Consider the following 18,387-nt stretch of genomic DNA (forward strand, 5'->3'; position numbering starts at 1 on the left):
GCCTTCTGGAATCAGTCGCTTGCGCGCAGATCAAGGCGGGATGAACCGGCGGCGCGGGGGACTAGGCGGACCGGTCGGGCGCGTAGGCTATCATCGCGGGCCTTGTCGCTCCGGATCTTCCCCATCGTGTTCAATGTCACTGCAGCCGTGCGTGCGGTCTCGATCGCCATCCTGGTCCTGATGCTGGCCGCCTGCGGCGAGCGGCGCGAAGCGGAAACCGAGACCCTGCCGGTGGATCAGCTCTACTCCGAGGCGAAGTCCTCGCTGGACGCCGGCAACTTCGAGCGCGCGATCCGCTACTACAAGCGCCTGACCTCGCGCTTCCCCTTCGGCGACTACTCCGAACAGGCGCAGCTGGACCTGGCTTTCGCGCAGTACAAACGCTCCGATTACGATGAAGCGGTCAGCACGGTCAACCGCTTCGTCAAGACCTACCCGGCGCATCCGAAGATCGACTACGCCTACTACCTGCGCGGCCTGGTCAACTTCGATCGCAACCGCAGCTACATCGACCGCCTGTTGCCCTCGCAGGCCGGCAACCGCGACCTGGAAGCCGCGCGCCAGTCGTTCAACGACTTCTCGGAGCTGCTGCGGCGCTATCCGCAGTCCAGCTATGCCGCCGACGCGCGCCAGCGCATGGTGTTCCTGCGCAACGACATCGCCAATTCCGAGCTGACGGTGGCGCGCTACTACTTCCGCCGCGGCGCCTATGTGGGCGCCGCCAACCGCGCCAAGTACATCGTCGAGAACTACCAGCAGGCTGCGCAGATCCCGGACGCGCTGGCGCTGATGGTGCAGAGCTACGAGGCGCTGGGCCAGAAAGACCTGGCCGACGACGCCCGCCGCGTGCTCGAAGCCAACGCTCCTGGACACCCTTACCTGACGGGTGTCGGCAACGCGGGCAAGACGAGCTGGTGGAGCAAGCTCTGGCCGTTCTGAGCCGGGGCGGGATTGTCGGCCCACTGAGGGCCGGCAGCCAGAAGCAGGACGCAGAGATCGCAGAGGAAGAGCGGAGAGGGCGCAGAGACCTTTGGTCTTGCCGGACGCAGCCCGATCCCGCGTAGCCCGGAGTACCGCGCAGCGGTTCTCCGGGTACTTGCCGCAAGCACCCGGTGAACGCGCTGCGCGCGTACACCGGGCTACGCGAGGCGCGCAAAGCTCACGGTCCAGGTCAGCGCCGCCCCGGGATACCGTACTTCGGCGGCGGGCCCAGGATGGTGTCCACATCCCCTGCCAGGATCAGGTTGACCAGCCGCCGAACCTGGCCATCGACCATGCGCATCGTTGCCGGTGGAAGCAGGCGGTCTGCGGCGTAGTCGCGGAAGTGGCGATAGCCGCAGGCCCCGTGACTGGCGCAGGCCCAGCGCATCGCGCGGCCAGCGGGGCCGCAATCGAGGCTGAACTCGCAGGCCGTGAGGATCCAGCGCACGTTGTTGGTTTCCGAGTTGTAGCTGTCGGGGCGAATGAACTCCGACCCAAACAGCAACGGCGACCCGCTCAAGATGCGCGGGATCGCCTCGATCTCGCGCGGATCGCGCCGGGTGAAGATGGCGGCGAGGCGTTCGCGCGCGGCGGCGTGCAAGCATTGCCAGTAGGCTTGGTTCTGCGGAACATTTCCCGGGATCTCGCCGCAGCCGCGTCGGACATCATCGTTGTTGGTCAGGCCCTCGGCGATCGCATCGCCGGCGTCGGCGGCTTGTCTGCGCAACGCGTCGGGCGCGCTTGAGGGCGGGCGCGGCGTGTTCGGATCGATCCGCTTCTGGAGGATGTCCTCACGGTATTCCTGCATCCGCCGGTGCGAATCGGTCTCGAGCTGGCCCAGCCAGGGATTCCGCTGCTTCCAGGCCTTGCACTGGCCTTCGACCTCTACGAAAAAACCTTGGAGCGTGGCATCGGCGAAATTCCCGGCCAGCATCGGGGTGTAGCGCACGCGCGCAACCGCGGCGGAGGCGGAGAAGCAATATTCCAGCGCCTCCGCCAGTTCGGTCAGTGCCCGCGCCTCGCCGGTCTTGGCACGGGCGGCCAGGTCATCCAGCCGCGCCGGCCACTCACGCAGGAACGCCACGGCATCGAGGGCCAGCTTCGGACCATCCGGCGCGGGGGCTTCGGGTGGCGTGACGAGAGCTCGCGGCTCCGGTGTGGGCTGCGGCATGGCAGGCGCCTGGGCATCGGTCGCGGTAGCAGCTGACGCATTCGCCTCGCCGGGTGGGTTTTCTACAACGACGCCGGTCTCGGCACTCAGTCTCGATGTCGGCTTGGCGGCCGGCACCGCGTCCCCGGTCCACCGCGCCAGCCCAAACCCCGCCAAGCCCGCAAAGATCGCCACCAGCCACACGCGCATCCGCCATTCCCGGTGACCAAAAGTAACGAGAATAGCGCGGCGCGAGGCGCTATCGTTCGCGCATGCGGCCGGGGGGCCGCCGTTTCCTGGGATTTCCGATGCGCATTTCCTGCCTGGCGGCTGTATTGGCGGCCTGTCTGCCGCTGTCCGCCGCTGCCGACGTCCGGGCCTTGCCCGACTACCTGACCTTCCAGTTGCAGGCCCGCAGTACCATTGGCCTGGGTTACAACCTGCCGATCAACGCCAGCATCAACAGCGCAACGGTGGATCTGAACGACGCCGGCCGCGTGGCGGTCCGCGTGGCGATTCCCACCGGCATCCCGGGCGACGACTTCACCCGGCATGTTTTCGTCGGCGAGAACGGTGGTGGTTTCGTCGTCAGCGAGGGGCCGGTGGGCTCGCTGGTCAGCGATCCGCGGGTGGCGCCGGACGGCATGGTCTGGTTCGCCGCGAATTTCCAGGGCGGCAACGCGCAGGCGGGTATCTATCGGTACAACCCGAACGACTTGAGCACGGTACGCGTCACCGGCCTTCCGGTTGGCACGACCTTCTACACCGCGCCGCGCGGAAATGCGGCCGCGCAGGTTGGCTACCGCGCGGATTTCGCCACCGGCAAGGCGTGGGTGTCCTTCAGCGGCAGCGCGGTGGAGACGCATGCGATGGAGCAGACGCTGGACGCCGGCAGCCCTTACAGCTTCCTGTTCACCCCGAGCTTCGACGAGCGCCAGTTGATTGCCGGCAAGGTGACCCTGGTGTCCGGCGGCTTCGACCAGATCCGCACCATCGACAACCACGGCAATGCGGTGGTCCTCGCGCGCACCAGCGCAGAAGACGCGCAATCGCCGTTCTCCGGCTTCGACAACAGCCCGGCCATCTCGCCTGGCTCGGGCCTGGTCGCCTTCATCGCCAACCTCTCGGCTGGCGGCCGCGGCGTCTACCGCTACGACGGACCCGGGCAGATCGTCGAGATCGCGCGCACCGGCACCCAGGGCCTGGGTTCGATCGAATCCTTCGGCCCGGCGATCAATGACGCCGGACTGGTGGCCTTCCGCGGTGTCGACAGCAATGGCAAACAGGCGATCTTCGTCGGCGACGACGCCGATTTGCGCCGCGTGATCGGCCGTGGCGACACCCTCGACACCGACCTCGGCCTTGGCATGATCGACCAGGAGACACCCGGCTCACCGGCGTTCTCGGGCGGGGTTGCGATCAACTCGGCCGGCGATATCGCCTTCTCGCCCACCCTGACGCCGGCGGGGAACAACCAGATCGAATGGGGCACCGGGGTGTACATCGCACGGGCAGGCTCGCAGGAGGTTTTCGCCAACGGCTTCGAGGGCAACTGATGGCGAACCCGAAGCTGAACGCCGGCCAGCCGTCGGGCTAGTACCTTTGGACTAGAGTTGACGCGGGTCAATCCTGGCGCGGGGTGCTGCCGATACCTTGGACTTCAACATCTCGAGGTTGAGGTTCTCCCCATGCCGGTCGACCTGTACAAGTCGGGCAATCACCGCTGTGTCGCCTTCAACGATCTCGTCCGCGGCGACGACGGGGTCCAGGCGAACCAGTTCCTGGTCCTCCACGGCGAGTATTCCGCGCTGATCGACCCGGGTGGCGCGCTGCTGTACACCCCGGTGTCGCTGGCGGTGGGCCGCTATGTCCCGCTGAAGTCGCTGTCGTGGATCCTGGCCTCGCACCAGGACCCGGATGTGATCGGCTCGGCGGACCGCTGGCTGATGTACACCGGCGCGACGATCGCCTGCTCCAAGCTGTGGGGGCGCTTCGTGCCGCACAGCGTGCCGCACTACGTGGACACCGGCGGCAAGGACCGCTACCAGTTGATCCCCGACGAGGGCTGCGACCTGCAGATGGGCGACGCCGTCATCAAGGCCCTGCCGGCGCACTTCCTGCACTCGGTGGGCAATTTCCAGTTCTATGACCCGATCAGCAAGATCCTGTTCTCGGGTGACCTTGGCGCCTCGATGGTGGACGAGTTCTCGCCGGTGGAAGGCGCGGATTTCGACCAGCACTTGCCGAGCATGACCGGATTCCATCGCCGCTACATGGCGAGCAACCGCGCCTGCGTGGTCTGGGCGGACATGGTCAAGGACATGGACATCGACATGATCGTGCCGCAGCACGGCCGGCCGATGAAGGGCAAGGCGGTGGCGCGCTTCATCGACTGGATCCGCCACCTGGAATGTGGCACAGACCTCATGACCGGACCCGGCCGCTTCCGCGAGGGACCGCGGCTGGTGGCGGAAAACGCCCCCAAGATTCCGCGCGCCCAGGTGGTCTCTGCGGCGCCGAAGGCCAATCCCTTCGAGGGCGTGGGGCACTGAGAGCGGCCGGCTGGACCCAACGCGGTTGCCAGGCGCAGACCGCGAAGACCCGGTGAGCGGCTTGCGCCGCACACCGGGCTACGCAGTCATTCGAACCCCGACGCTTTGAGCAATCCAAGTCCCACGCGCGCCGCGTTGAGTGCGTCCACGCGGCCGTGGCCGAAGGTGTTGTTCGGGATCGTGGCGGGCGACTGGGTGCCGCCGCAGAGCTGCGACGTGGTGATGTCGGCCACCGCGGTGCTGTTCATCAGCGCCTCGATGCGGGCCGGATCGCGCTTCAGTGTCGGGTCGACACTCATCAGCAGTGCCGCCACGCCCGCCACATGCGGGCCAGCCATGCTCGTGCCGCTCTTGGTGCCGTACCCGGTGCCGGGCAGTGCGGAGCGGGTGTTGACGCCCGGCGCAACGATGTCCGGTTTCAAGCGGTTGCTGCCGTCCACGGTGACGGGCCCGCGGCTGCTGAAACTGGCCATCGCGATGCCGCCGACGGCGCCGACACTGAAGCTGGCGGAGTAGATCGATGGCGGGTCGGACACGGACGAGCAACTGGAGCCGGAGTTGCCCGCCGACACCACCACCAGGATGCCGGCATTGCGCACGTTCTCGACCACCGTCTGCAGGATGTTCGGCGTGGTGCAGCCTTCGGACACCGGGCAACCCCAGGAGTTGTTGATCACATGCGGCGCGCGCAGCGGATCGGGGTTGTTGCCGGCGAGGTCAGTCGGCGCCATGAAGAACTGGAAGCACTCGGTGTAGGTGGTCGGCGTGCCATTGCCCTGGTCCATGTTGCGGCAGGCGATCCACCTCGCGCCGGGCGCGACGCCGATCTGGTTGCTGCCGCCGTCGTCGCCGACGATGGTGCCCATGGTGTGCGTGCCGTGCGAGTTGTCGTCGCACGGGGCCGCCGAGTTGCCGGGGCAGGACCCGCCACTGCTGTGGATGGCATCCCACCAGTGGAAGTTGTGGTCCGCCGCGCCGTCCGCCGATCCGGCGTACTGGCGGACGATGGCCGGGTGGTCCCAGTCGTAGCCGGTATCCGCACCGGCCACCAGCACGCCCTGGCCGCGAAAACCCATCGCCCACAGGCTGGGCGCGTTGACCTGGGTGACGCCGGTTTCGATGGCGTTGACCGATTTCGGGCTGGCGGGCTGTTCCGCGACAGGCTGCTCCACCGCGAGGCGGGTCTCCAGTTCGATCGCCGCAACGTCCGCGCGCGCCGCCAGATCGTCGACCAGCTCGGCATCTGCCTGCAACGCGATGAAATTGGCAACCCAGAACGCCCGATAAGGCACATTGCGCGCTTCCAGGTAGGCGCGCAGCGGCGCCTGCGTGCGCGCGGCGGTCTCGCGCAGGCGCGCCACGCTGGCGACCAGCCGGTCATCGCCACTGCGCTTGTCCGCGATGGACTTCAGGTCCGCCTGCTCTGCGAGCGACACCAGCACCGTTGTACGTTCGCCGCGCTTGAGCGCAGCTTCGACATTGGCGGCGATCTTGTCGCCGGCGAGGGCAGGCGCGGAGAGGGCGCACAGCAGCGGCAGCAGCATTCGACGCACGGACCAAGCCTCGGAAGTACGGATGCGCGCAGTGTAGCGTGTCCGCGCGCGCGGGCTGCCTGTGGGAGTGGCTTCAGCCGCGATCCGTTACCCGCCGGGAAGATCGCCGACAGAGTCGGCTCCCACATCAGCGTGTTTCGTGCGCGCTGGCTGCTTGTGGGAGCGGCTTCGGCCGCGATCCGCTTTCCGCCGGGAAGATCGCCAACAGAATCGGCTCCCACATCAGCGTGTTTCGCGCGCGCTGGCTGTGTGTGGGAGCGGCTTCAGCCGCGATCCGCTTTCCGCCGGGAAGATCGCCAACAGAGTCGGCTCCCACGTCAGCGTGTTTCGCGCGCGCTGGCTGCCTGTGGGAGCGGCTTCAGCCGCAATCCGTTTCCCGCCGGGAAGATCGCCGACAGAGTCGGCTCCCACATCAGCGTGTTTCGCGCGCGCTGGCTGTCTGTGGGAGCGGCTTCAGCCGCGATCCGCTTTCCGCCGGGAAGATCGCCGACAGAATCGGCTCCCACATCAGCGTGTTTCGTGCGCGCTGGCTGTCTGTGGGAGCGGCTTCAGCCGCGATCCGCTTTCCGCCGGGAAGATCGCCGACAGAGTCGGCTCCCACATCAGCGTGTTTCGTGCGCGCTGGCTGTCTGTGGGGGCGGCTTCAGCCGCAATCCGCTTTCCGCCCGGAAGATCGCCGACAGAATCGGCTCCCACGTCAGCGTGTTTCGCGCGCTGGCTGTCTGTGGGAGCGGCTTCAGCCGCGATCCGCTTTCCGCCGGGAGATCGCCGACAGTCGGCTCCTATCATCAGCTTTCGCCCTCAGAGCGCGGCCATGATCTCCGGCACCGCCTTGAACAAATCGGCGACCAGGCCGATGTCGGCCACTTCGAAGATCGGCGCTTCGGCGTCCTTGTTGATCGCGACGATGGTGCCCGCGTCCTTGATCCCGGTGAGGTGCTGGATGGCGCCGGAGATGCCGACAGCGACATACAGCTCGGGCGCGATGATCTTGCCGGTCTGGCCGACCTGCATGTCGTTCGGCGCGTAGCCCGAGTCCACCGCGGCGCGCGAGGCGCCGACGCCGGCCTTGAGCTTGTCGGCGAAGTCGTAGACCAGCTTGAAGGCATCGGCGCTGCCGAGCGCGCGGCCGCCGGAGACCACGAAGCGCGCGGTCTGCAGGTCCGGGCGGTCGCCGCCGCCCTGCTGCAGGCCGACGAAACGGGTGTGCGCGGGCAGCGCGACGTCGACACTGGCCGCCTCGATGGCCGCCGCGCCGCCACCGGCGGCGGTCGGGAAGGATGCGGTGCGCACGGTGGCGACCACGATCTGGCCGGCCGGCGCCTTGACCGTGACGATCGCATTGCCGGCGTAGATCGGGCGCTTGAAGGTGTGTGCGTCGTCCACCGCCATCACGTCGCTGACCTGGCTGACGCCCAGGCGCGCGGCGATGCGCGGCATTAGGTCCTTGCCAAAGGTGGTCGACGGACCGAAAACGTGGGTGTAGTCGCCGGCAATCGCGGCCACTTGCGGCGCGTACACCGCGGCCAGCGCGTGCGCGTTGGCGGCGTTGGCGACGGTGCGCACGCGCGCGACCCCGGCGATCTGCGCGGCCTGCGCGGCGATCTGCGCCGGGTCGGCAGCGAGCACGACGACATCGATGCTGCCGCCGGCGATCTTCGCCGCGCAGCTGACGCACTTGGCCGTGCTCGGGTTGAGCTGGCCGTTCAGGTGTTCGGCGATGATGAGGATCTTGGACATGGTGGTCATCCGTGTTCGTTGGGCAGCGTCGGCAACCGACACTTGCTGCGGATTCGCGGCAAAAAGTGAAAGGCGAAAAGTGAAAGGAAGCGACTCGCGCTCCGTTCCACACGCCTTTTACTTTTCACCTTTCACTTTTCACTGCTCTCAGAGCAACCCCTTCGCCTTCAACGCACCGATCAGCTCCGGCACGTCCTTGACCATCACGCCCTTCTGGCGCTTGGCCGGCGGCGCGTAGTGCACGGTGGCGAGGTGGTCGCCGGACTGGACGCCGAGGCTGGCCAGTTCGAGGGTTTCGCGCGGCTTGCTCTTGGCCTTCATGATGTCCGGCAGCTTGATGAAGCGCGGCGTGTTCAGGCGCAGATCGACGCTGATGACCGCCGGAAGGTCCACTTCCAGGGTTTCCAGGCCCGCATCCACTTCACGCGTGACGCGCGCCACGTTGCCGTCGACCTCGACCTTGCTGGCGAAGGTGGCCTGCGGCTGGTTCAGCAGCTCGGCGAGCATCTGCGCAGTCTGGTTGGCGTCGTCGTCGATCGCCTGCTTGCCCAGGATCACCAGGCCCGGCTGTTCCTTCTCGACCAGCTTGGCGAACACTCGCGCAGCGGTCAGCGGCTGGATCGCCGCATCGGTCTTGACCAGGATGCCGCGGTTGGCACCCATCGCCAGGCCGGTGTCGATCTGCTGCATCGAGGTCTGCTGGCCGATCGAGACCACCACCACCTCGGTCGCCTTGCCCGCTTCGCGCAGGCGCAGCGCCTCTTCCAGCGCGATCTCGTCGAAGGGATTGACGCTCATCTTGGCGCCTTCGATGGCCACCCCGGAACCGTCCGGCTTGACCTGCACCCGCACCGTGTAATCCACCACCCGCTTCAAACCCACCAGGATCTTCATGACCCGCCTCTAGTTGAGGGAACCCGTCGATGGTAGCCAAGGGGCGTGGAGGTGCCAAGCGACTGGTGTTGGTTGTTGGTGTTGGTGTTGGTAGGGGCAAGAGCCAGCGGCGCAGATCGGCAGAGAGCCGGCTGAAAACAAGAAGCCCGCGGTACCTTGCGGGACCGCGGGCTGAGTCCGCTGGGTGGGGGCGCCGGGTTCACCCAACACCAACAATCCGCACCAACACGAGCTTGTCGGCTTCAACCAACACCAGCAACCCACACCAACACCAGCTTTTCGGCTTCAGCCAACACCAACAACCCATACCAACACCCGCTTCACTGCGCTTCCAACGGATACACCTTCACCTCCACGCGGCGGTTCTTCGCGTGGTTGTCGGGGTCGCTGGCGTCGGCGGGGCGGGCCCAGCCCATGCCCTGGGCGGAGAACTGGTTGGGGTCCATGGTGGTGAACTTGCGCAGCAGTTCCTGCTTCACCGCATTGGCGCGGTTGCTGGAGAGTTCCTTGACCGCAGAATCCGGCACCTGGCCGCGCATCGAGCCGTCGGTGTGGCCCTCGATGACCACGCGCGCGGCGCCGTAGGAGCCGGCGAGCTTGCCGATCTCCTCCAGCACGAAGTCGACGTTCGGGTCGTACATCTCCTCCACCGCCTTGCCGTTCTGGTCCTTGACCACCATCTTGCGCAGATCCCAGGAGTTCGGGAAGAAGTGGATCACGACCGTCTTGGTCAGGATCTCCGGGCTTTCCGACTGGATCGCGCTGGCGCTCATCGGCGCGAAGTTGATGCCGTAGGTGGACTTCTGGTTGGCGTACTTCGGCTCGGCGTTGAGCTTCTGGATCACGCTGAAATCGACGATCTGGTCGAAGCTCACGCGCGAGGACACCGCACCGATCTTGCGGTACATCACGTAGGCGGTATTGAAGGTGCGCTCGAAGTTGGTCGGATTGTTGCGGTTCAAGAAGAACTCGCGGTTCTCCGCATGGTTGGTCCAGTGCGCGTCCGGCAGCATCGCCAGCGCGTCGGCCGGCGGCAGCGAATAACCTTCCGCCATCCAGGTGGCTACCTGCTGCTTGGCCTCCTGCGCCTCCAGCGTCACCATCGAATCGAAGATCCCGCGCACCAGGCCTTCCATGATGTCGGCGTGGTCCTTGGCGAAGTCCGCGCGCGCGAACCAGACGTCGGCGATCAGCTTGTTGGCCGTCGCGGTGGACACCAGCAGCTTGTTGCCCTTGACGTCCGACAGGTTGTAGATGTCCGGCGCCCAACTGACCACGCCGGCGATCTTCTTGTCGGCATTGAACGCCGCAGCGGCTTCGAAGGCAGTATTGGTGAAGCGGAAATCGACCTCCGCCGGCTCCACGCCTGAGTTGATCAGGGTGTTCAGCGCGAAGAAGTGGCTGGGGCTGTTCTGCGCCAGCACCACGGTCTTGCCGCGCAGGTCAGAGGCGGTCTTGATGTTGGCGCGCACCACGATGCCGTCGCCGCCGTTGGACCAGTCGATCTGCTGGTAGATGCGCGGCATCACGCGGCTGTCCTTCTGCAGGCTCTCCAGCAGCAGCGGCAGCATGTCGACGGTGGCCCAGCCGATGTGCACATCGCCGGCGGCGTAGGCGTCGCGCATCGCCACCGGGTCATCGATCAGCACCAGTTCGACCTTGAATGGCTGGCCACCCGGAGCCTGCCAGGTCTTGCCCGGCTTGAAGCCGCCGTTGGCGTGCACGATCGGCGCCCAGCCGGCCCACACGTTGATGGCGAAGCGTACCGTGCGCGCGTCCATTTCCTTGTAGTTGGACACGCCCTTGACGTCCGGCAGGCGCTGGCTCGGGACGTAGGCGTATTCCTTGACCGTGGTGATGCCGGCGGCATCCGGCGCTTCGGCGCCGCCATCGGTGGGCGGCGTGGCGGGGTCCCCGTTGTCGGACTGCTGGCCGGCATCGACGGTGACCGGTGGCGTGCCATCCGGCGTGGGCGTCTTCAGCCGGTACAGGCCGTAGCCCACCAGCGACAGGATCACCAACAGGACGACGAAGTAGAAACCTGGTTTGGGTTGGCCGTTCATGCTTGCCCCAGCGAAAGGTGAAAAGTGAAAGGTGAAAGGACGGACGTGCAGGGCGCGTCAATTCGGCTGTGCGGGGCCGAGTTCCTTCTGCGCCGGCGGGGCGGCGGCGGTCTCGGCGGTGACGATGCCCATGTCCATCTCCATCCGCTTGAGGGCGTCCTCGGCCATGAACTTCTCCATGTTCTGCTCGGCCTCGATCTCGGCGATGCCGCGGTTGGACAGGTCGGCAGCCACGCGCACCGCGCCGCGGTTGGTGTCGATGCGCTGCTGCACCACCTGCTCCAACTGGCCGAAGTCGGTGGTGACGTTGAAGTTGAAGGTCTCCGAGAGCTTGGCGACCTCGGCCTCGGCCTCACTCATCTTGATCTCGGCGTCGTACTTCTGGATCTTCGCCTTGACCTCGCCGAGCTTCTTGGTGGCGTGCTGGATCTTCGCCAAGCTGTTGTTGTAAGAGGTCTCATGCATGGAGAGCTGCTCCTGGTTGGCGGCCAGGTCCTTCTTCGCCTTTTCCATCTCCAGCGCAAACTTGGCCGCGGTGGCGCGGTCGCCGGCCTTGAGGTAGGCCTTGGCCTGCGCTTCCAGCTGCGCCACGTGGCGCTCGCCTTCCTTGACCTGGCGCGAGACGCGCTCGACCAGGCCGCGATACTGCTCCAGGCCCACGCGGCCGTTCTTCAGCTCCTCGACCGACTTGTCGTACTCGTACTGCATCTGGGCGATCGGATCGGCCTCCCAGAAAAAATTCGCCAGCTTGTTGATCTGCGCGCGGAAGGCGGCCCAGAACTTTCCGAGAATCATGGTTGTGCTCCTGTCTTCATGCGCAATGGGTTGGCCGGTCGCTGCGGCCGAGGGGACAGCATAAACGCCCGCTCCGCTCAGCGCTTCTGCTTGCTCAGCAGGTCGTACAGCGCCTGGTACTCACGCGCCACCTTGTGCCCGGGTTCGAGGTAGACCAGCGGCCGGGCGGCCTCGTGGCTTTCCTTGATCTTGATGCTGGTGGAGATGTACTGCGGCAGCACCGGCAGCTTCTCGGCAATCAGTTCCTCGACCACCCTCTGCGGCAAGTTGGAGCGCGCGTTGAACTGGTTGACCACGATGCCCTCCACCTTGAGCTTCTTGTTGTGGTCGGCGCGGATCTCGTCGACGTTCTCCAGCAGGCGGTACAGCGCCTGGCGCGAGAAGTCGTCGCAGTCGAAGGGGATCAGGCAGCGGTCCGCGCCGATCAGCGCCGACAGCGTGTAGAAGTTCAGCGCCGGCGGGGTGTCGATCCAGATCTGGCTGAATTCCTTCTTCAGCGAGGCCAGCATCTCGCCCAGCTTGTAGATCTTGAGCTTGGTCTCGAGCTTGGTCTGCAGATCCGACAGGCGCGCGTCGGCGGTCATCACCGCGAGGTTCTCGTAGGGCGTGGGCGTCAGGTACTCGGCCGGATCGCGCGTGCGCAGCCGGTAGGACAGGGTTTCCTCGAAGAAATCGGCGATGCCGAGTTCCACGCTGCCTGCGGCCTCGCCGAGCAGATAGCGCGAGGAATTGCCCTGGGCGTCCAGATCCACCACCAGCGTGCGCTGGCCGCGGCTGGCGGCGATCGCCGCGAGGTTGCAGACGATGGTGGACTTGCCCACCCCACCCTTCTGGTTGAAGACGACGCGGATCATCGGCGCACCCGTTACAGAGCGGAACGCCGGAGTATAAGTCGGTAACCGGGACTGGCTGTGTCCATCCAGGCGCAACGGCACCGGTCCGCGGTTCATCGGGCTTTTACCGCGGCGGCGATACGCTCGGACACGTTCGGAAGGAGGAAGGACCGATGCGGATTCTGCTCGCGCTGGCAGCGCTGATGACCTTGGGCGGCTGCGCCAGCGATGGTTATCGCTATCACGACGACGGCTACTACACCGCCGGCGATGCGCGCCGCTCCCAGGTGATGATCAGCGTTGGGTACGGCGCGGGTTGCCGGCCCTGGTACGGACCGTGGTCCTATCCCGGCGCCCATGCTTACGGCTGCGGCTACGGTTATGGCGGCTGGTACGGGCCGGGCTACTACCCTGGCTACGGTGGCTACTGGCATGACCCCTTCTGGTCGCAGCGCTGGTATCTGCCGCCGCCGACACCGGAGGCCCCGCGCGCCGGGCAGCGAGCGCGGCACCTGGCCGACGAGCCAAGCCTGGGTCCGGGCTATTTCCCGCGCTACGAGGAGCTTGCGCCGGGACGCAACCGCGACACTGGCGGTGGCGACCGCGCCTGGCGCGAAAGCCGCCAGTGGCGCCAGCCGCCCGCCGAGTACGGCAGCAGCCGTGCCACTTTCGGTGCTTCCTCAGGGCTATCGGGCGCCTCGCGCGACTACGAAGGCAGCTTCGGCGGCAGCCGCGGTTCGGGCCTCAGCGGATCCTCGATGGGCAGCGCGCGCAGCAGCAGTGCCGGCGGCGCAGCGCGCGCAATGGTCCGCGAGTCGCGCGAAGAGGAATGAAAGTCTGAACGTCAAGCGGACCGACGGTCACAATGCTTGACGAGCGTCACAATATGCGGAACCCCTGGGGTTATACTGACCGTGTGGTTGGTTTCCACGGTTTCGACGTCCGGCGTGCAGTTCATCCGGATTCCCCCTGTTCCAGTTGAACACCGGGCGTCGAAACCTACCCAAAAAAAACGGCCGCCGCAGCTTGCGCTCACGGCGGCCGGGACTCCCCCTGACACATGGAGTCTCATGCACAGAACGGGCCAGTGGGCCCGTTTTGTGTTTAGGGGGTTTTGGAAAGCGGTGTTGGTGTGGGTTGTAAGTGTTGGAAACAGCGCCGCTGCCCAGGCTTTGCGGATTGCCCGTGAAGCGCTGCGCGCTACACCGGCATCTCCACCAGGGATTCCGCTGCCTCTACCAACACCAACAACCCACACCAACACCAGCTCCAGCTCCAACACCAGCTCCACCCTCCGGGATTACCATTCGCCCCCCGGAACTCACGCGCCCACATCCATGCAGCACCCCACGCACTACCAGGTCATCGTCGTCGGCGGCGGCCATGCCGGCACCGAGGCCGCGCTGGCGGCTGCGCGCATGGGCGCGCGCACGCTGTTGCTGACGCACCAGATCGAGACCGTCGGCCAGATGAGCTGCAATCCGGCGATCGGCGGCATCGGCAAGGGGCACCTGGTGCGCGAGATCGACGCGCTGGGCGGCGTGATGGGCTGGGCGGCGGACCGCGCCGGCATCCAGTGGCGCACGCTCAATGCGAGCAAGGGCCCGGCGGTGCGCGCGACGCGCTGCCAGGCCGACCGCGCGCTGTACCGCGCCGCGATCCGCCAGGCGGTGGAAAACCAGCCGAACCTGACGCTGTTCCAGCAGGCGGTCGACGATCTGCTGCTGGAGGGCGACCGGGTGACCGGCGTGCTGACGCAGATGGGCCTGCGCTTCACCGCCGACAGCGTGGTGCTGACCACCGGCACCTTCCTCGCCGGGCTGATCCACATCGGCGATGCGCACTATCGTGGTGGTCGCGCCGGCGATGCGCCGGCGCAGCGGCTGGCCGAGCGCCTGCGCGAGTTGCCGCTGGGCCAGGGGCGGCTTAAGACCGGCACGCCACCGCGGATCGACGGGCGCAGCATCGATTACCGCGAGCTGGAAGAGCAGCCGGGTGACGATCCGGCGCCGGTGTTCTCGTTTCTCGGCACTCGCGCTGACCATCCGCGTCAGGTGTCCTGCTGGATCACCCACACCAGCGAACGCACCCACGAGATCATCCGCGGTGCGCTGCACCGTTCGCCGCTTTACAGCGGCAAGATCGAAGGGATCGGCCCGCGCTACTGCCCTTCGATCGAGGACAAGGTGGTGCGCTTCGCGGAGAAGTCCTCGCACCAGATCTTCATCGAACCCGAGGGCCTGGGCACCCACGAGATCTACCCGAACGGCATCTCGACCAGCCTGCCCTTCGACGTGCAGCTGGAACTGGTGCGCTCGATCCGGGGCTTCGAGCAGGCGCACATCACGCGCCCGGGCTATGCCATCGAGTACGACTACTTCGATCCGCGCGGCCTGAAGCCTTCGCTGGAAACCAAGGCCATCGAAGGACTGTACTTCGCCGGCCAGATCAACGGCACCACGGGCTATGAAGAGGCGGCGGCCCAAGGCCTGCTGGCGGGCCTCAACGCCGCGCGTCGCGTGTTCGCGCGCGAATCCTGGTGCCCGCGACGCGACCAGGCCTATCTCGGCGTGCTGGTCGACGACCTGATCACCCACGGCACCACCGAGCCCTACCGCATGTTCACCTCGCGCGCCGAGTACCGCCTGCAATTGCGCGAAGACAACGCGGATGCGCGGCTGACGCCGGTCGGGCGCGAGTTCGGCCTGGTCGACGATTCACGCTGGGCCGCCTTCAGCCGCAAGCGCGAGGCGGTCGACCGCGAAAGCGCGCGCCTGCGCGCGCTGTGGGCGGCGCCGACCAATATGCTCGGCCAGCAATTCGCCGCGACCACCGGCGCACCGCTGTCGCGCGAAACGCATGCCATCGACTTGCTGAAGCGCCCCGACATGGCCTACGTCACGCTGACCGCGGTGGATGGATTCGGCCCGCCGGTGGACGATCCGGCGGTGGCCGAGCAGGTCGAGATCGAAGCCAAGTACGCCGGCTATGTCGAGCGCCAGCAGGGTGAGATCGCGCGCGCCCAGCGCCACGAAGCCGCGGAGATCCCCGATGGCTTCGACTACCGCCGCGTCACTGGCCTCTCGGCCGAAGTGCTGCAGAAACTCGAACGCGTGCGCCCGTCCACGCTGGGCCAGGCCGGGCGGATACCCGGCGTCACACCCGCCGCGGTCTCGCTGCTGCTGGTGCACCTGAAGCGTCGCGCCGGCTGACGGCTGCGACAAACCCCATTCAACACGGAGACGCAGAGGACGCGGAGAAGAGCGTTGGAGAGGGGCGAATCAGCGATGCCCTTCAGCTTCTCTCTGCGTCTTGGCGTCTTTGCCTCTGGCTGGCGCGCTCGGGCCAGTTGGATGCGGGGACCGATGCAAAGCGCAGACGCCAAGACGCGGAGAAGAGCCGACCATGACGCTTCCGCTCTTCTCCGTGCCCTCCGCGTCTCCGCGTTTAACCGGCCCGGGCTTGCCTCATCAGGTGCGTGCGAGGAATTCGCGCACTTTGGGCAGGATGGTGTCGCCGGCGTCCTCGATGACGTAGTGACCGGCGTCGGCGAAGGCGATGGCCTCGGCGCGCGGGAAGCGGGCGCACCATTCGTCGAAGTAGTCGCGGTCGAACACGAAGTCGCGCAGGCCCCACATGATCAGCATCGGCTTGCCTTCCAGCATCTGCAGACCCTTGCCGGTGGCGGCGATGGTGGCATAGGCCGGATCGCCCTCGCTCAGCGGGATGTCCTGCACGAAGCGCAGGGTGGCGCGGCGCGAGACCGGGTTGTCGTAGGGCGCGGTGTAGGCCGCGCGTGCGGCGGCCGACATCCCGCGCACGCTGCCGATGCGCGCGGCGCCAGCGGCGAAGGCGTTGAAGCGCTCGACCAGGAAGGCGCCGAGGCGCGTGTTGCGCACCAGCTTCAGGGTGGGTGGCAGGCGCTTGCCGTCGAGCATCGGGAAGGCGGCGGTGTTGAACACCACCATGCGCCGCACGCGTTCCGGGTTGCGCACCGCCCAGGCGCTGGCGATCGCGCCGCCCCAGTCGTGCACGATCAGGGTCACCGGGCCGCTCGGGACCACCTTGTCCAGGAAGGCGCTGAAATCGGCCACGCGCGAGTCGAGCGTGTAGCGGTAACGGCTGTCGTCCGGCTTGTCGGACAGGCCCATGCCGATGTGGTCCGGCACCACGCAGCGGTAGTCGGGCTTCAGCGCGGCGACCAGGTCGCGATAGAGCCAGCACCAACTCGGGTTGCCGTGCACCATCACCAGCGGCTCGCCCTGTCCCTCGTCGAGGTAATGCATCGACAGGCCATCGCGCGTGAAGTGGCGCGGGGTGAATCCGAGCCCCTCGATCAGGGCCTGGGCTTGGGCATTGGGCACGGTGCGGGAGTCGCTGGGAAAAAGGGCGCGCAGTGTGGCGGATGCGAGGCTGGCGGGGAAGGGGCGGGAAGCCGATTGTTGCGCAGATCACAGGGCTGTGGGGGTTGGAAGGTCGGCCGTCCGCGGATCGCCTGCCTTTCGCTCCGCGCCTTACACCAACCCCAGCCCCCAAACCTCTTCTGCCGGGCTCAACGCGGCGGCGGTGGCGGCCCCGCCGGCGGGGCCATCGGCGGTGGGCCAAAAGCCATCGCCGGGGCGGCGGCGGGGGCCTTCGCGCTCTTGCGGCTCCACATGGCGACCGCGACGACGATCGCGAGCACGATCGACACCGTCCACAGCGGTCGCACCAGGATCCACGAGAGCACGATGGTGACGCTGGCGAGCACGGCCGCGAGCAGGAAAGCGACGATGCCGGTGAAGGTGCCGACCAGCTTGCCCAGCGGCGGCAGCACCGCGGCCAACGTCCGTAGCGGATTCAGCATCATGCCGAAGGCCACCCACAGCAGGATGAAACCGACCGCGCGCAGGATCCAGCCGAGCACGCTGTTGCTCGATTGCGCATGCGCCACCAGCGTGGCGGCGTCCTTCCGGCCCGGCTCAACCAGGTAGATCTCGGTGCCCACGGGGCTGGTCCAGGCCTTGAAGCCCTCGCCGTCGGCCTGCGCCACCAGCGAGGCGATCTGCGATGGCACCGCCGAGTAGCGCACGCGCACATCGCCGATCTGTGGCGACTTGGGACTGTTTCCGCGGTACAGCGTGTTGGCGTCCGCCAGCCAGAAGCCGTCCGGGTACTCGCCGGCCTCGGCCAGGGCCAGCGACTGGCCGTCGAGTGCATCGAGGATGGTGTCGTCGGCGCGCCAGGCGCCGATGCGCGCATCGGACACCGCGAACTTCTCGTCGCGGTAGGGCATCGAATCCGGATTGCGGTGCCCGTTCTCCTTGAAGCTGTCGGAGTCGATCGGCTGGTCGTCCCACACTTTCTCGTAAGTGTAGGTGGTCACCCGCTCCTTGCCGCCGCCCAGCTTCTCGCGCTCCTCGGTGCGCGACTTCTCCTTCCACTGGTACATCTCGACCGAACGCCGCAGAACCAGCGCCGGCGCCTCGACCCCGAACTCCGGGTCCTGCGCGGTCTCTTCGCTGCTGACCTCGGCGCTGATGTGCACCAGCTTGCCGTTCATCGCCGCATCGACGGTATCCGCGCTGGCGATTTGCACCGTCTCGCCCGCCGCCTTCAGTCCCTTGAAGTTCTTCAGCGTGCGGTGCTCGTTCCACGCCAGCAACACCAGCGCGCCGATCACGATCACGAAGGACAGCAGAAAGCCGACGAAGGACGACTTCAGCCGGCTCCACCAGGAGATGTTTTCGGTCACGGTGACGGGCATGGAAGCTCCTGCGGAGCAGCGAAAAGTGAAATGTAAAAAGTGAAAGGAAAGCAGAATAGCGGCAACCACCACCCCTTCAC

14 protein-coding genes are annotated in these 18,387 nt (G+C 66.9%); 5 read left to right on the forward strand and 9 right to left on the reverse strand.

Annotated features, from left to right (window positions below; translation table 11 throughout):
* The first annotated feature begins 102 nt into the window (after positions 1-102).
* On the forward strand, positions 103-939 hold the full coding sequence (locus tag IPK27_13740) for an outer membrane protein assembly factor BamD (GenBank protein ID MBK8068642.1): 837 nt from the start codon (positions 103-105) through the stop codon (positions 937-939).
* 232 nt (positions 940-1,171) lie between these two features.
* Here IPK27_13740 and IPK27_13745 read toward each other — a convergent pair whose 3' ends face one another.
* Positions 1,172-2,341 (reverse strand): hypothetical protein, encoded by a 1,170-nt coding sequence (locus tag IPK27_13745; protein ID MBK8068643.1) that lies wholly within the window; start codon positions 2,339-2,341, stop codon positions 1,172-1,174.
* Between the two features lie 98 nt (positions 2,342-2,439).
* On the opposite strand from IPK27_13745, the gene IPK27_13750 reads away from it, so the two are divergent.
* Together IPK27_13750 and IPK27_13755 are read left to right on the forward strand one after the other, a co-directional pair.
* Positions 2,440-3,687: a hypothetical protein gene (locus IPK27_13750; GenBank protein ID MBK8068644.1), complete on the forward strand. Its 1,248-nt coding sequence runs from the start codon at positions 2,440-2,442 to the stop codon at positions 3,685-3,687.
* 132 nt (positions 3,688-3,819) lie between these two features.
* Entirely contained in the window at positions 3,820-4,683 is an 864-nt protein-coding gene (locus IPK27_13755; protein ID MBK8068645.1) for an FprA family A-type flavoprotein, read from the forward strand.
* 86 nt (positions 4,684-4,769) lie between these two features.
* On the opposite strand, the gene IPK27_13760 is transcribed toward IPK27_13755, so the two are convergent.
* The 6 genes from IPK27_13760 to IPK27_13785 all read right to left on the reverse strand — a co-directional run bounded on the left by IPK27_13760 (position 4,770) and on the right by IPK27_13785 (position 12,582).
* On the reverse strand, positions 4,770-6,236 hold the full coding sequence (locus IPK27_13760; protein MBK8068646.1) for a S8 family serine peptidase: 1,467 nt from the start codon (positions 6,234-6,236) through the stop codon (positions 4,770-4,772).
* Between the two features lie 801 nt (positions 6,237-7,037).
* Positions 7,038-7,976 (reverse strand): electron transfer flavoprotein subunit alpha/FixB family protein, encoded by a 939-nt coding sequence (locus IPK27_13765; protein ID MBK8068647.1) that lies wholly within the window; start codon positions 7,974-7,976, stop codon positions 7,038-7,040.
* Positions 7,977-8,123: 147 nt separating this feature from the next.
* Positions 8,124-8,870, reverse strand: coding sequence for an electron transfer flavoprotein subunit beta/FixA family protein (locus IPK27_13770; GenBank protein MBK8068648.1), 747 nt, complete (start codon positions 8,868-8,870; stop codon positions 8,124-8,126).
* Between the two features lie 320 nt (positions 8,871-9,190).
* Positions 9,191-10,933 carry an OmpA family protein gene (locus IPK27_13775; GenBank protein ID MBK8068649.1) on the reverse strand — a complete coding sequence of 581 codons (1,743 nt, stop codon included), beginning with the start codon at positions 10,931-10,933 and terminating at the stop codon, positions 9,191-9,193.
* A 57-nt stretch (positions 10,934-10,990) separates the two neighbouring features.
* On the reverse strand, positions 10,991-11,728 hold the full coding sequence (locus IPK27_13780; GenBank protein MBK8068650.1) for a PspA/IM30 family protein: 738 nt from the start codon (positions 11,726-11,728) through the stop codon (positions 10,991-10,993).
* A 77-nt stretch (positions 11,729-11,805) separates the two neighbouring features.
* Complete coding sequence (locus IPK27_13785) at positions 11,806-12,582, reverse strand: ParA family protein (protein MBK8068651.1); 777 nt, start codon at positions 12,580-12,582, stop codon at positions 11,806-11,808.
* A 152-nt stretch (positions 12,583-12,734) separates the two neighbouring features.
* Between IPK27_13785 and IPK27_13790 the strand changes: the two genes are divergently transcribed.
* Positions 12,735-13,394: a hypothetical protein gene (locus IPK27_13790; protein ID MBK8068652.1), complete on the forward strand. Its 660-nt coding sequence runs from the start codon at positions 12,735-12,737 to the stop codon at positions 13,392-13,394.
* 504 nt (positions 13,395-13,898) lie between these two features.
* Positions 13,899-15,773, forward strand: a complete 1,875-nt coding sequence (gene mnmG, locus IPK27_13795) for a tRNA uridine-5-carboxymethylaminomethyl(34) synthesis enzyme MnmG (GenBank protein MBK8068653.1) — start codon at positions 13,899-13,901, stop codon at positions 15,771-15,773.
* A gap of 258 nt (positions 15,774-16,031) precedes the next feature.
* On the opposite strand, the gene IPK27_13800 is transcribed toward mnmG, so the two are convergent.
* On the reverse strand, positions 16,032-16,847 hold the full coding sequence (locus tag IPK27_13800) for an alpha/beta fold hydrolase (GenBank protein MBK8068654.1): 816 nt from the start codon (positions 16,845-16,847) through the stop codon (positions 16,032-16,034).
* Positions 16,848-17,113: 266 nt separating this feature from the next.
* Positions 17,114-18,307, reverse strand: coding sequence for a TMEM43 family protein (locus IPK27_13805; GenBank protein ID MBK8068655.1), 1,194 nt, complete (start codon positions 18,305-18,307; stop codon positions 17,114-17,116).
* Positions 18,308-18,387 lie beyond the last annotated feature (80 nt).

The sequence above is a fragment of the Rhodanobacteraceae bacterium genome (assembly GCA_016713135.1).
Classification (GTDB): Bacteria; Pseudomonadota; Gammaproteobacteria; order Xanthomonadales; family SZUA-5; genus JADKFD01.